The 13,713-nt window shown below is 70.9% G+C and carries 11 protein-coding genes and 1 pseudogene; 3 read left to right on the top strand and 9 right to left on the bottom strand.

Going from position 1 to position 13,713, the window contains the following annotated elements; all coding sequences use genetic code 11:
* Window positions 1-16: 16 nt before the first annotated feature.
* From ACFYY1_RS14005 to ssd, 7 genes and pseudogenes are all read right to left on the bottom strand, one after another.
* Window positions 17-238, bottom strand: a pseudogene (locus ACFYY1_RS14005) (Rv3654c family TadE-like protein); the annotation flags it as partial.
* A gap of 119 nt (window positions 239-357) precedes the next feature.
* Window positions 358-783, bottom strand: a complete 426-nt coding sequence (locus ACFYY1_RS14000; protein WP_388584420.1) for a TadE family type IV pilus minor pilin — start codon at window positions 781-783, stop codon at window positions 358-360.
* Entirely contained in the window at window positions 770-970 is a 201-nt protein-coding gene (locus ACFYY1_RS13995) for a DUF4244 domain-containing protein (protein WP_388584418.1), read from the bottom strand. Before ACFYY1_RS13995 ends, ACFYY1_RS14000 begins: the two co-directional genes overlap by 14 nt.
* Window positions 971-1,028: 58 nt before the next feature.
* A complete protein-coding gene (locus ACFYY1_RS13990; RefSeq protein WP_388584719.1) occupies window positions 1,029-1,805 on the bottom strand; it encodes a type II secretion system F family protein in 777 nt (258 codons plus the stop codon).
* A gap of 44 nt (window positions 1,806-1,849) precedes the next feature.
* A complete protein-coding gene (locus tag ACFYY1_RS13985) occupies window positions 1,850-2,713 on the bottom strand; it encodes a type II secretion system F family protein (protein WP_388584417.1) in 864 nt (287 codons plus the stop codon).
* A gap of 14 nt (window positions 2,714-2,727) precedes the next feature.
* Entirely contained in the window at window positions 2,728-3,876 is a 1,149-nt protein-coding gene (locus ACFYY1_RS13980) for a TadA family conjugal transfer-associated ATPase (protein ID WP_388584415.1), read from the bottom strand.
* Window positions 3,873-5,000, bottom strand: a complete 1,128-nt coding sequence (gene ssd / locus ACFYY1_RS13975) for a septum site-determining protein Ssd (protein ID WP_388584412.1) — start codon at window positions 4,998-5,000, stop codon at window positions 3,873-3,875. Before ssd ends, ACFYY1_RS13980 begins: the two co-directional genes overlap by 4 nt.
* A 499-nt stretch (window positions 5,001-5,499) precedes the next feature.
* Here ssd and ACFYY1_RS13970 point away from each other — a divergent pair, with 499 nt between their 5' ends.
* Entirely contained in the window at window positions 5,500-6,336 is an 837-nt protein-coding gene (locus ACFYY1_RS13970) for an HAD family hydrolase (protein ID WP_388584410.1), read from the top strand.
* A gap of 648 nt (window positions 6,337-6,984) precedes the next feature.
* Here ACFYY1_RS13970 and ACFYY1_RS13965 read toward each other — a convergent pair.
* A complete protein-coding gene (locus ACFYY1_RS13965; protein WP_388584408.1) occupies window positions 6,985-7,809 on the bottom strand; it encodes an oxidoreductase in 825 nt (274 codons plus the stop codon).
* 102 nt (window positions 7,810-7,911) lie between these two features.
* Between ACFYY1_RS13965 and ACFYY1_RS13960 the strand changes: the two genes are divergently transcribed.
* Window positions 7,912-8,907, top strand: coding sequence for an ATP-binding protein (locus ACFYY1_RS13960; RefSeq protein ID WP_388584407.1), 996 nt, complete (start codon window positions 7,912-7,914; stop codon window positions 8,905-8,907).
* A 182-nt stretch (window positions 8,908-9,089) separates the two neighbouring features.
* On the opposite strand, the gene ACFYY1_RS13955 is transcribed toward ACFYY1_RS13960, so the two are convergent.
* Window positions 9,090-10,532 (bottom strand): hypothetical protein, encoded by a 1,443-nt coding sequence (locus tag ACFYY1_RS13955; protein WP_388584406.1) that lies wholly within the window; start codon window positions 10,530-10,532, stop codon window positions 9,090-9,092.
* A gap of 285 nt (window positions 10,533-10,817) precedes the next feature.
* Here ACFYY1_RS13955 and ACFYY1_RS13950 point away from each other — a divergent pair, with 285 nt between their 5' ends.
* Window positions 10,818-13,631, top strand: a complete 2,814-nt coding sequence (locus ACFYY1_RS13950; RefSeq protein ID WP_388584404.1) for a SulP family inorganic anion transporter — start codon at window positions 10,818-10,820, stop codon at window positions 13,629-13,631.
* Window positions 13,632-13,713 lie beyond the last annotated feature (82 nt).

Here is a 13,713-nt window from a genome sequence, read left to right as displayed (position 1 = left end):
CCACCCGGGCCGTCACATCGGCGATCTCCCCGCGCACCGCACACCGGACGACCACGGCCCCCTGCGCCGCGGCCACCTTCTCAGCGGCCCCGCAGGCCTCCCCAGGACCTTGCAGGGCCCGGTCGGCCGCGGCCAGCGCCGCCAGATCCGCCGCACCGCCCGCCCGGTGCCGAACGGCCACCACCTGCCCGAGGGCCAGCACGACCGCGAACACCGCACACAACGTGGCCGTGGTCATCGCCACCCACACCGTGGCCAGCCCCCTGTCCTCGCTCCGCCCGAACCTGCCCGGCCGCGCGGGGACGGCCGCCCGCAGCCGCGCGAGCGCAGCCGCCCGCCACCTCCCTCCCGTCCGGTTCATTGCGTCACCCCCACCGTGTCCTCGGCCAGTGCGGCAGCCTCCGCGTGCAGCGTCAGGGCCAGCGGGCCCGGCCCCGGCATCGAAGCCGCCACCCGCACCCGCCACAGCTCCCCGGCCCGTTCCATCGCGACTTCGGCTCCGCCGGGTGCCGCCGAACGGGTCACCTCAAGCACCTGTGCCTCCGGCTCGGAACGGGCGGCCGCCCTCGCCCCGGCCCTCGCCGCGTCCACGCACCGGATCTGGGCGGAGGCGGCCATCAGCGCCCAGACCAGTGCCAAAGCGAACATCGCCAGCACCGGAACCGCCATGGCCGCTTCCGCGGTCACCGCGCCCCGGTCCGACGCCCGGCCACCCGGTCCCCCGCCCTCGATACGGGAACGGCTGCCGCCGCACTCTCCGGGTCCGTTCTCAGAACTTCGCATCGAGCGCGTCCTTCAGCAGTGCCTGCAATGCGGACATCACCGGCTGGCTGGTGACCACCTTGTAGAGCACCGCCGCGAACGCACAGGCCGCGATCGTCCCCACCGCGTATTCGGATGTCGTCATTCCGCTGTCCGACCGGGCCCGGGATGCCATACCGCGCACCCAGTCCCTGATTCGCTGACCCATTTCAACCCCCGTGAAATCTTCAATTCGTATCGAATGGATTCTTACTTGCACTATTCGGTCATGTGGTCTCAAGCAGTCCGGTCGCCAGACCGATCACCACCGGCGCCACCCCGACCATCAGGAAAGCGGGCAGAAAGCAGAGCCCGACGGGACCGGTGATCAGCACGCCCGCCCGCTGGGCGCGCGCCACGGCCGCACTCGCGCGTTCGGCCCGCATCGCCTCGGCCAGCCGTGCCACCGGCTCCGCCGCCGGAGCCCCGGTCGACCCCGCCCGCTCCAGACAGCGGGCCAGCGCACTCGCACCCGGTATCTCCCCGAACCGCCCCCAGGCCGCCGCGGGTTCACCACCGAGCCGGATCTCCGCGGCCGTCCGCGCCAGGCACCTGCCGACGGGTCCGCCCAGCGACTCCCCCACCGCCTCGGCCGCCTCCCGGGGGCCGGCCCCGGCAAAGATGCAGGCCGCCAACAGGTCGGCCGCCAGCGGGAGCCGGCGTGCGGCCTCCGCCATCTCCGCGAGTCCGGCCCCCGGTTCGATGCCGCGCCGGCCCCGCTGCCACCGCCAGGCTCCGTACGCCCCGAGCAGCCCCGCCGCGCAACCCGGCAGACCGCCGACCAGAACCCAGCCCACCGCCACAGCGCCCAGCGGCGCGATCCACTCCTTCACCCGGGCGCCGAACGCCGCTTGTCCGCGCGCGTCCCTGTGCCCACCCCTGCGCTCGCGCCGTCGTTCCGGCCCGGCGATCGCCAGCAGTGCCGCGCCCCGGCGGCGCACCGCCCGCCTCCGCCCGAGCCCTGCCAGGGCAAAGGCCGGACAAGCGACCGCGCTCAGCACCATGCACACCGCCGCCACCCGGGGGACGGCTTCGTCGGCGACCCCGCTCACCCCGCCTCCCCCGCCCGTACGATCCGGGCCGCCCAGCAGAGTCCGGCCGCCTCCAGCAGTCCGCCCGTCACCAGACAGACCAGCCCGGCCGGGGTGTGCAGCAGCACCCGCAACGGATCGGCCCCGAGCGCCGCCCCCAGCCCCAGCCCCAGCACCGGGAGCAGCGCCAGCACAGCCACCGTCGACCAGGCACCCGCCAGTTGGGCCCGCAGTTCCTCCCGGCTGCGCCGCTCGGCCCGCAACGTGCCCTCCAGGCGGTCCAGCCCCGCCGCGAGCCCGGCCCCGCCGTCGACCGCCACCCGCCAGCAGGCCGCCACCCCGGCGAGTCCGTCCAGCCCCGGCTCCCGCGCCGCCTGAGCGAGCGCCCCCGGTACGTCGCCACCGAATCGCGCCGCAGCGGACACACCCGCCTCAGCCGCCCCCATCACCCCGTTGCTCCGGAGAGCGACGAGCAGCGCCTGCCCGGGTTCGTGTCCGGCCCGCAGCTCACCCACGGCCGCGCCGCACAGTGCCACCACCCCGGCTTCCCGGCGCTCCCGCTCCTTGCCCAGGGCCCGCCTGCGCAGCCACCGCCGCACCAGCGGCACGGCCGCCGCCCCGCCCAGCAGCGGCAGCACGGACTCCCCCAGCACGGCGACGACCAGCGCCACCGGGAGGCACAGCCACTCACGCCGTTCCCTCGACCGCTCCAGCAACCATGCCCCGGCCCGCTCCCAGCGCACTCGCAGGGGCGGCCGGACCTCCCCGTCGGCAAACAGCACCCGGGCCCTCCGCCGGCCATGGTCCTGCGCCGCCACCAGCCAGGCGGCCATCCCGGCGCACAGGGCCACCGCGCCGCTCACGCCCACCGACAGCCCCATCGGCGCAACCCCCGTCACAGCGCACCCCCGATCAACGACAGCAGCCGCTCCCAGCCCCGCTCCCGCACGAATCCATCGGCGCCCCAGCGCAGCGCGGGCACGGTCACCACCAGCCCCGCCGCGTCCCGCTCCAGCACCTGCACCTCGGCGATCCGCCGCTGCCCGGCCCGGTCCCGTACGAGATGGACCACCACCGACAGCGCGGCCGCCAACTGGCTGTGCAGCGCCGTCCGGTCAAGCCCCGCCGCCGTCCCCAGCGCCTCAAGACGGGCCGGTACGTGCTCGGCCGCATTGGCGTGGACCGTCCCCGAGCCGCCCTCGTGTCCGGTGTTCAGGGCGGCAAGGAGCTCGGTGACCTCCGCGCCGCGCACCTCTCCGACCACCAGCCGGTCGGGCCGCATCCGCAGGGCCTGCCTGACCAGATCCCGCAGGGTCACCCGGCCCGCCCCCTCCTGGTTGGCGGGGCGCGACTCCAGGCGCACCACATGCGGATGGTCCGGCCGCAGCTCCGCCGAGTCCTCGGCGAGCACGATTCGCTCACGCTCCCCGACCGCGCCCAGCAGACTCGACAGAAGAGTCGTCTTCCCGGCCCCCGTCCCTCCGCTGATCAGGTACGAGACCCGGGCCTCCACCAGAGCCCGCAGGACCCGGTCACCGCCCGGCGGCACCGTCCCCGCCGCGACCAGCTCCGCCAGCGAAAAGGCCCTGGGCCGAACCACCCGCAGCGACAGGCACGTCGAGCCGACGGCCACCGGCGGCAGCACGGCATGCATCCGGGTGCCGTCCGGCAGCCTCGCGTCCACCCAGGGGCGGGCGTCGTCCAACCGCCGCCCCGCCACGGCGGCCAGCCGCTGTGCCAACCTGCGCACCGCGGCCGCGTCCTTGAAGGTCACCCCGGTGAGTTCGAGACCACCGCCCCGGTCCACCCACACCAGGTCCGGCGCGGAGACCAGCACATCCGTCACCAGCGGATCTGCGAGCAGCGGCTCCAGAACTCCGGCCCCGACCAACTCGCCCCGCAACTCATCGGCCGCACCGAGCACTTCGGCGTCCCCGAGCAGCCGGCCCTGAGCCCGCAGCGCAGCCGCGACCCCGGCCGGCGTCGGCGCGGTGCCGCTCTGTGCGAGCCGCTGCCGTACGGCATCGAGCAGTGTCTGGGTCATGACGCACCCCCACCCGCTCGTCCACCCGCGCTCTCCGGGGCGAACGCCCGCTCCCAGAACGCCGCGCAGAACCGGGCCAGCGGACCGCGCGCACTGCCACCCGGCGGCGCGCCGCCGTCCTGAGCGGCGGGCAGCCCGGCGTCGAGCGGGAGTTCACCGACGAGCGGCAGCCCCAGCGCCTGTGCCACCCACCGCTCGTCGAGGCCCGCCGCGTACGGTCCGCGGGACACCACTCGAAGGTCGTCCAGGATCATCCCGGCCATCGACGCCACACGTTTCGCCGCCGCGACCGCGCGAAGTTCCCCCGGGACCACCAACAGCCCGAGATCCAGCTGCGCGAGCGCCTCGGCCACCGATTCGTCGACCCGGCGCGGCAGATCGACGACCACCACCCCGCCGAGCCTGCGCGCGGCGGCCAGCACGGCCTGTATGGCCTGCGGCGGGATGACCGTGCAGTCGTCGCGGCCCCAGCTGAGCACCCGCAGCCCATGCAGCGCCGGCAGTGACTCCTCCAGCGCACCCCCGCCGACCCGCCCCTTGGAATGGGCGAAATCCGGCCATCGCATTCCCTCGGCCCGTTCGCCACCGAGCAGCACGTCGATGCCACCGCCGAGCGGGTCGCCGTCGATCAGCATCGTCCGCCGCCCAGCCCTGGCCGCGGCCACCGCCAGGGCGCAGGCCAGTGTGGACGCGCCCGAGCCGCCCCGGCCGCCGATCACCCCCACGGTGAGCGCCGGCCGGCCCACCCCCTCCGCCGCGTTGGCGATCTGGTCGACGAGCCAGCTCTCCGAATCGGGCAGCCTCAGCACATATTCGGCCCCGATCTCCACGGCTCGGCGCCAGACGTCCGGGGCGTCCTGTTCCCTGCCGACGAGCATCACGCCCCGCCTGCGCACCACCCCTCGGCAGCGCCGGGCGGCGTCGTCGCCCACGAGAACCATCGGAGCCTGTTCCCAGCTGCCCCTGTTCTCGGGTGGCGAGTGATGAACTTCCGGTTCCGCTCCGGCGGCCGCACACAGCCGCAGCAGATCGTCGAGCAGTTCCGCATCCTCGGTCACGATCAGCGGTCCGCCCTGCCGCCCTCCGGCGGCTTGCAGAGGATCCCGCGCGATGGACTCGGCCACGATCTCCGCCCCCTTCTCACTGCACCTTCATCGCGGTTCGCGGTGATCTCGGAGCGTTCCGGGATCGGCGATTCCACAACCCGCGGACTTCGCGGCTGGAATCACCGTGCAGCGCTTCGGAAAATCGTGTGGATCTTGCTCGAAAACTGTGGACAACTCCACCGTTGTGAATATCTCCGTCGCTCATACCGGCGACTTCCGGAGTGCAGCCCTTCCGCTACGCACCGTGACGAGTCATGGTGGTGAGGGCAGGCCGAGAAGCCGGCCACAGCGACCGAAATGGAGGCGGAATGCTTGATTCCGAACGACAGAATCGTGTCCGGACATGCGACGACCCCCGCCGGGGGGGAGAGCGGGGGTCGTCCCCACGGCCGACTCGGGGGGGGAGGAGCCGGACCGGGTTAGCACGGTCGCGAACGATCCGTGACTTCCATGGTGTACCCGAGAGCCTTCTCAGGCAAACCCACGCGCCGGAGTTTACGCCGAATGATGTCCCCCTATGCTCTGCCTTGTGGAAAACCGCTTCTTGCCGCGCACAGCCGCCTTCTTTGACCTGGACAAGACGGTCATTGCGAAGTCTTCGACGCTGACCTTCAGCAAGTCCTTCTACCAAGGCGGACTGATCAACCGCCGCGCTGTACTGCGCACTGCGTACGCACAGTTCGTGTTCCTTGCCGGGGGTGCAGATCACGACCAGATGGAGCGGATGCGGGAATATCTCTCCGCACTCTGCAAGGGCTGGAACGTCCAGCAGGTGAAGGAAATCGTCGCCGAGACCCTGCACCAGCTGATCGACCCCATCATCTACGACGAAGCGGCGACGCTCATCGAGGAGCATCACACCGCCGGACGCGATGTGGTGATCGTTTCGACCTCGGGCGCCGAGGTCGTCGAACCGATCGGCGAGCTGCTCGGTGCCGACCGGGTCGTCGCCACCCGAATGGTCGTCGGTGACGACGGCTGCTTCACCGGCGAGGTCGAGTACTACGCCTACGGACCGACGAAGGCCGAGGCGATCAGGGCCCTCGCGGTGTCGGAGGGGTACGACCTCTCACGCTGCTACGCGTACAGCGACTCGGCCACGGATGTACCGATGCTGGAGTCGGTCGGCCATCCGCACGCGGTCAATCCGGATCGCGCGCTGCGACGCGAGGCGACCCTCCGCGAGTGGCCGATTCTCGTCTTCGACCGGCCGGTCCGGCTCAAGCAGCGACTGCCCGCGTTCTCACTGCCGCCACGTCCGGCACTGGTCGCGGCGGCAGCGGTGGGCGCGGCCGCCGTCACGGCGGGACTGGTCTGGTACTCCTCGCGCCGCCGCGCCGCGACCTCCGCCTGACACACCCCCTGAGCGACGACCGGCGTGACCCCGGGCGACGGCCCGGCGCGCCGACTCGACGGCCGGCGCGAAATATCCAACTCGCCCGTAATTGAACCTAAAAGTAAAGAAGTGGGGCCAGCACTACCGCTCACCCCGGCTCTGGAGTACAAATGACTCAACGGCCCGCGAGACCAAGGACATCCGAGAGGATTACCTGTAACGCAGAGACGGCCCCACGGACCGAGCATGAAAACCGAGCACCCACGCGACGTCGACCCGTCGATTACGGGCCAGCCGCACCAGGGAACGGGCAAAGCATCCCGACCTGATGGGCATATATCGAGGACGCATGGTAACTGGGTAGACATGCCAGCGGCGGTACCGAGGACGGTACCGCCGCAACCCTTTTCCGGTCAGTGATGTCGACTCGACAAGTCGACATGGCGAAGACAATTCGCGAGTTACCGCGATGAAGTTACTTCGGTGGTTTTATCGCGACGCACACCACGAAACCGGCACCCGACGGATTCGCGACCTCGGGCCGAAATCCAGCCGCTTCCCCATTGCGCGACTTCCACGCACCTTCCACACGACGCCTTGCTCGACGTCTCACTCGGCTGCCATACGGCTTCTCGCTCGGCTGCCGTGCGGCTTCTCGCGCGGCTCCTACGCGGCCCCGCGCTGGAGCGCCTCGCACACCGCCGTCGACTCCCTGACGCCCAGCTCCACGGAGCGTCCGCAGTGCGCGATCCAGGCCGCCATGCCCTCCGGCGTCCCCGACAGATAGCCCTCGAACGCCGCGACGTACGCCGCCCGCCCCTGCTCGGCGTGACCCACCTCTGCGGGGCAGATCGATTTGGGGTCGAGCCCGCTCCCGATCAGTACGATCCGTTCGGCGGTCCGCGCGACGAGACCGTTGTACGAGCCGAAGGGGCGCAGGGCCAGCAGTTCGCCGTGCACTACCGCCGCCGTGACGAGCGCGGGCGCCGAAGTGCCGGAAAGAATCAGCCCGGAGAGCCCCTCCAGCCGCCCGGCCACCTCGTCGGCATCCGGCAACGGCGCCTCGATCAGCGGCTCGTCCACGGGCTCGCCCACCAGCCTCGGCCGGCCGACGGCGTCGTCGGGTACCGCCCCGCCGGCCGCGACCAGATGCAGCCGCGCCAGCACCCGCAGCGGTGACTGCCGCCAGATGGAGAGCAGTTGGCCCGCTTCGGCGGTCAGCCGCAGGGCCGCCCCGATCACGTGCGCCTCGCCGTCACCGCTGAAGTCGGTACGCCGGCGCACCTCCTCCAGGTTCCAGTCGGCGCCCGACAGCGCCGCCGAACCACGGGCGCCGCGCAGCGCCGCTTCCGCGGTGACCTCATTGCTGCGACGCCGCATGACGCGGTGACCGTAGACCCGGTCGACGGCCTTGCGTACGGAGTCCACCGCGTCGGCGACCCCCGGCAGGGCACCCAGGGCGGCGAGCGGATCAGGGGCAGGCGTACTCATAGGTAACGAGGCTACGCGTCCGCTGCGCCGTTGCCGCCCGGGAGTGGCCTTCTTCACGAAGTGCGACAGCAGAACGCGATCGCGCCGCTACCCTAGGTGAACATGAAGATCGCTTTCGTAGGGAAGGGCGGCAGCGGCAAGACGACGCTGTCCTCGCTCTTCATCCGCCACCTCGCCGCCAATGAAGCCCATGTCGTCGCGGTGGACGCCGACATCAACCAGCACCTCGGGGCCGCGCTCGGCCTCGACGACCAGGAGGCCGCCGCACTGCCCGCCATGGGAGCGCACCTGCCTCTGATCAAGGAGTATCTGCGCGGCACCAACCCCCGCATCGCTTCCGGCGAGACGATGATCAAGACGACCCCGCCCGGCGAGGGCTCCCGACTGCTGCGGGTCCGCGAGGACAACCCGATCTACGACGCGTGCGCGCGTACGGTCCGGCTGGACGACGGGGAGATCCGGCTGATGGCCACCGGGCCGTTCACCGAGTCGGATCTGGGTGTGGCCTGCTACCACTCCAAGGTCGGCGCGGTCGAACTCTGCCTGAACCATCTCGTCGACGGCCCCGACGACTATGTCGTCGTCGACATGACGGCGGGGTCGGACTCCTTCGCCTCCGGGATGTTCACCCGCTTCGACATGACGTTCCTGGTCGCGGAGCCGACCCGTAAGGGCGTCTCGGTCTACCGCCAGTACAAGGAGTACGCGCGGGACTTCGGGGTCGCCCTGAAGGTCATCGGCAACAAGGTGCAGGGCGAGGACGATCTGGAGTTCCTGCACGCCGAGGTGGGCGACGACCTGCTGGTCAGCGTCGGGCACTCCGACTGGGTACGGGCGATGGAGAAGGGCCGCCCCGCTCGATTCGAGCTGCTGGAGGCGGACAACCGGATGGCTCTGCAGGCGCTGCAGAACGCCGCCGAGGACTCGTACGAGCAGCGGGACTGGGGGCGCTACACGCGCCAGATGGTCCATTTCCATCTGAAGAACGCGGAGAGCTGGGGCAACGAGAAGACGGGCGCCGATCTGGCCGCCCAGGTCGACCCCGCCTTTGTTCTCGATGAACGGTACGCCCAGGACGGCGCCGCTCAGCCCGCCTGAAACCTCGGCACCCCGCCGGCCTGATTCGCCCACCCCGCATGGCGGAAGGCGTCATATTCACAGAGCGCCGGACAGGATCGGATCCCCGGCCGGTCCTGTCCGGCGCTCGGCGCACGGCCCCGCCGCACGGCCGGCCCGGCGCACGACGCGTCGGCCACGGCCACGGCCTCGGGCCACGCGGCTCAGCGGCCGGACTCGTCCTCGCCCGGTCCTGCGTGAGTCTCGCCGGCGCCCGCTGCCCGGCCGGCTTCGGAAGTCCCCGCTCCGTCGAGGAACGCGGACCAGCCCTTCTCAGGTGCCTGGCCGACATCGAGTGTGCCGAGCTTGGCCAGCGTCGCCGGGTCCTGCGCGTCCAGCCAGTCGACCAGCTGCCGGAAGGAGACGCAGCGGACGCCTTCCTTGGTGCAGACCATCGCGATGGTGTCCTCGACGGCGCGCATGTAGGTGCCGCCGTTCCAGGACTCGAAGTGGTTGCCGATGATCAGCGGGGCGCGGTTTCCGTCGTACGAGCGGTCGAAGGCCCGGAGCAGGCCGTCGCGCATCTGGTTGCCCCAGAACTCGTGCATGCCCGGGTCGCCCTGTGTCTCAGTACCGGACTGGTTGACCATGAAGTTGTAGTCCATCGACAGGGTCTCGAACTTATGGCCCGGCATGGGGACGAGTTGCAGCGAGAGGTCCCAGACGCCGTCCTTCTTCTTCGGCCAGACCTGGTTGTCGACCCCGCTGGAGTCGTAGCGGAAGCCCATCGTCCGTGCCGCCGCCACCATGTTCTTCTGTCCCTCCAGGCAGGGGGTGCGGCCGCCGATGAGCTCCTTGTCGTAGTCGAAGGGAAGCGGCTTCTCCGCTTCGAGGCCCGGGTCGTTGGTCTTCCAGTTCTTCACGAAGGACTTGGCCTGGCTGATCTCGCTCTTCCACTGGTCGACGGACCAGGTCCCGACACCGCCCTCGGGGCCGCAGAAGTGCCCGTTGAAGTGGGTGCCGATCTCATCGCCGTCCTCCCAGGCCCCGCGCACCTGGGTGAGAGTGTTCCGGATTCCCTCGGTGTCGTTGAAGCCGATGTCGGAGCTGCCCGCGTTGTGCTTCGGCGGGTCGTAGAGCTCCCGCTTGTCCTGCGGCAGCATGTACACGCCGCTGAGGAAGTACGTCATGTTCGCGTGGTACTTCTTGCCGACCTCGCGGAAGTGGGAGAAGAGCTTCTGGCTGTCCTCGCCCGCGCCGTCCCACGAGAACACCACGAACTGCGGCGGCTTCTGGCCGGGAGCCAGACGCTCGACCACGGGCTGTTTCGGCTGGCTGCCGGTGAACGCGGTGGACCCGTCACCGATGAGCCGGAAAACGCTGTTGGGCGCGGCCGGGGCGTCGGGGGCCTTCTTCTCCACCTCGGGAGCTTTCCTCGCTTCGGGAGCTTTCCTCGCCTCGGGCGCCTTCTTCGCCTCGGGTGCCTTCTTCGCCGGCCCCGGGCCGGCGGCTCCGGTGTCGTCGCCGGAGCCGGAGGAGCACCCGGCCACTCCCGCGGTGAGCGCGACGGCCACGACACCCAGGGCAACCCGCCCGGCGGCCGCCGTCTTCGTGGCGGCCCTCCGCGTAACGACTCCTTTCGCGGCAACTCTCGTCGTGGCAGCCATCATTCGCCCACCTCTTCCTTGCGGGATGTTCGCGTCGAAAGGCCGACACGGCGCGGTCAAGTTCGCACGCGACCAGTCGAGATCAGCACGACATACCGAATGAAAAGATGCTTATTCACTTGAATGGGTGATCGACTGGCTCATTCGATCACAAGTGTGGACACAGATCTTTACTCTCCATTACGATCTGTTTACTGAGAGTTGAGAAATCCCGCCGCTGCACGCCGTGACCCAAGGCCGCGTCCCTACATTCCGCGACCGCGCTGCCCCGGAGGAGACGGGAAAATGTCTGCTTGCGTCCCCACTCGTCACAACCGCACATCCCGTAGTTCGCGTCCATCACGCGCCTCGGGAGTCAAGCGACCACACAGCCCGCCGCCACCGCGCGGTGGTCGATTCCGTATCACGGGCGCCGATCTGTCCGCATCGATCACGGTTTTCCTGCTCGCCGTCCCCATGTCGCTCGGCCTTGCCGTCGCCATGGACGCCCCGCTGGAAGCCGGCCTCATCTCCGCCGCGATCGGCGGCATCGTCGCCGGACTGCTCGGCGGCACCCCGCTCCAGGTCAGCGGCCCGTCCGCCGGACTGACCGTGGTCACAGCCGAGTTGATCCAGATCTACGGCTGGCGCACCACCTGCGCAATCACCATCGGCGCCGGACTGCTCCAGATCCTGCTCGGCTCGCTGCGGGCGGCGCGCAGCGCCCTCGCCGTCAGCCCCGCCATCGTCCACGGCACCCTCGCCGGAATCGGCGTGGCCATCGCGCTCGCCCAGCTGCACATCGTGCTCGGCGGCTCGCCGCAGAGTTCGGCCGTCGCCAACGCGCTCTCGCTCCCCGACCAGTTGGGCCGGGTGAGCCCGGCCGCCCCGCTCATCGGCGTACTGACCATCACCATCCTGATCCTTTGGCCACGGATTCCGGGCGGGATCGGCAGAGCCGTACGGCGGATTCCGGCCGCCCTCGCCGCGGTGGTGACCGCTACGGCGGTGGCCGCGATCGTCGCGCCCGGGATCGCCCGGGTCGATCTGCCGTCCTGGCGCTCGCACGCCCTGCCGGAGATGCCGCACGGCCCCGTACTCGCCCTGGCCACTGCCGTGTTCACGGTGATGCTGGTGGCCAGTCTGGAATCGCTTCTCGCCGCGGTGGCAGTGGACAAGCTGTCGGCCGACCGCGCCGCCGAGAGAACGGCCGCCCGGCCCGGGGTGGGTGCGGTGTCGGCGCCCGCCCCGGCGGCAGCCCCGACCGGGGCATCCGCACCCGCGCACACACTCGCGCACGCACTCGCGCCCTCGACATCTGCGCCGCCCTCGACGTCCGCGTCGGCTGCGCCCCTAGCGCTGCCCTCCAGGCGCTCCGATCTCGACCGCGAACTACGCGCCCAGGGCATCGCCAACACGCTGTCCGGGCTGGTGGGAGGGCTGGCCGTGTCCGGTGGCGCGGTGCGCAGTTCGGCGAACGTACGCGCCGGGGCGACCGGACGCGCCTCCACCGTGCTGCACGGCGTCTGGGTGCTGCTCGCCACCGGACTGCTGGTCACCGTGCTGGAGTGGATCCCGCTGGCCGCGCTCGCCGCGCTGGTGATGATGGTCGGGATCCAGATGGTGAGCTTCGCCCACATCCGCAACGTCCATAAGCACCGCGAATTCCTGGTGTACGGGGCGACGATCAGCGGCGTGGTCCTCTTCGGTGTGCTCAAGGGCGTGGTGATCGGCATCGCGGTGGCAGTGGCGGTCGCCCTGCACCGGCTGGCCCGGACCCGGATCACGGTCACCGACCAGGGCGGACAGCATCTGGTCGTCGTGCGCGGCCAGTTGACGTTCCTCGCGGTGCCCCGGCTCAGCCGCACTCTCGGCCAGCTGCCCCAGGGCGGGGATGCCGTCGTCGAGCTGGACGGCTTCTTCATGGACCATGCGGCGTACGAGGCCATCCAGGACTGGAGCACGGCCCAGACCGCCCATGGCGGCAGGATCGTGTTCACCGGCAGGTCCGGCAGCCGGATCGCCGAGCCCGCCTCGGCTGCGCACTCCTGCTGCCGCCCCTGGACACCGTGGCGCAACCATCACTGCCACGACGAACCCGGCCGCATGCCCGGAGCGGACCACGGCCCCGGCGAACCGTCCACCGTCGCCCGCCCCGGCAGCGCCCACGACATCGGCAGCACCAGCAATACCGCCGGTATCGGCGATACCAGCAATACCGGCGGTCTCGCCGATGTCGTCACCGCCGGCCACATCGGCCCCAGCGACCCCCGCACCTCCCACGACACGCCCCACGACGCACCTCGCGAGACGGCCGTTCCCGGCGCCCCGGACAACACCCACACCGGCGCCGCCGCCCCCGCCCCAGGTCGTGAGCCGACCACCGCAGCCCCCCGCCCGAGCGGCGGCAACCGACTGATCAGCGGTCTGAGTTCGTTCCAGCGCAACACCGCTCCGCTGGTGCGCGACGAGCTGGCCCGGCTGGCCGTCGAGGGGCAGCGCCCGTCCCAGCTCTTCATCACCTGCGCGGACTCCCGCCTCGTCACCAGCATGATCACAGCGAGTGGCCCGGGCGATCTGTTCACCGTGCGGAACATCGGCAATCTGGTCCCCCTGCCGAACGCCGAGTCGGGGGACCACTCGGTGGGTGCGGCGATCGAGTACGCGGTGGACGTGCTGAAGGTGGAGTCCATCACCGTCTGCGGGCACTCCGGCTGCGGAGCGATGCAGGCACTGCTCGGCGCCGAACCGGACCAGGAGACTCCGTCCACGTCCCTGTGGCGGTGGCTGAGACATGGGCTGCCGAGCCTGGAGCGGATGGCGTCCCGGCACCACGCCTGGGCCCGGATCTCCGGACGACTGCCGACCGACGCGCTCGAACAGCTCTGCCTCACCAATGTGGTCCAGCAGTTGGACCATCTGCGGGCACACGAATCGGTGGCTCGGCGACTCGCCGAGGGCACGATCCGGCTGCACGGCATGTACTTCCACGTGGGCGAGGCACAGGCCTATCTGCTGACCGAGGCGGCCAGCAGCGGACTGGAGCTCGACGAGGTCTTCGACCGGGTGGACCCCGGCGACGCCCCCGGTTCCGGCGAGTTGGAACGCACGAGCGTCTGAACCGTAATCGCCCCGGGTCCGTGAGACCTTGTGGTCCTGCCTCCGCACCGCTCCGAGTCGCGCCGCGGCGCATTGCACAGCT

The sequence above is a fragment of the Streptomyces sp. NPDC001890 genome, from assembly GCF_042891445.1.
Taxonomy (GTDB): Bacteria; Actinomycetota; Actinomycetes; order Streptomycetales; family Streptomycetaceae; genus Streptomyces.
The sequence above is the reverse complement of the archived record's forward strand: the minus strand, read 5'-3'. Positions and strand labels throughout refer to the sequence as shown.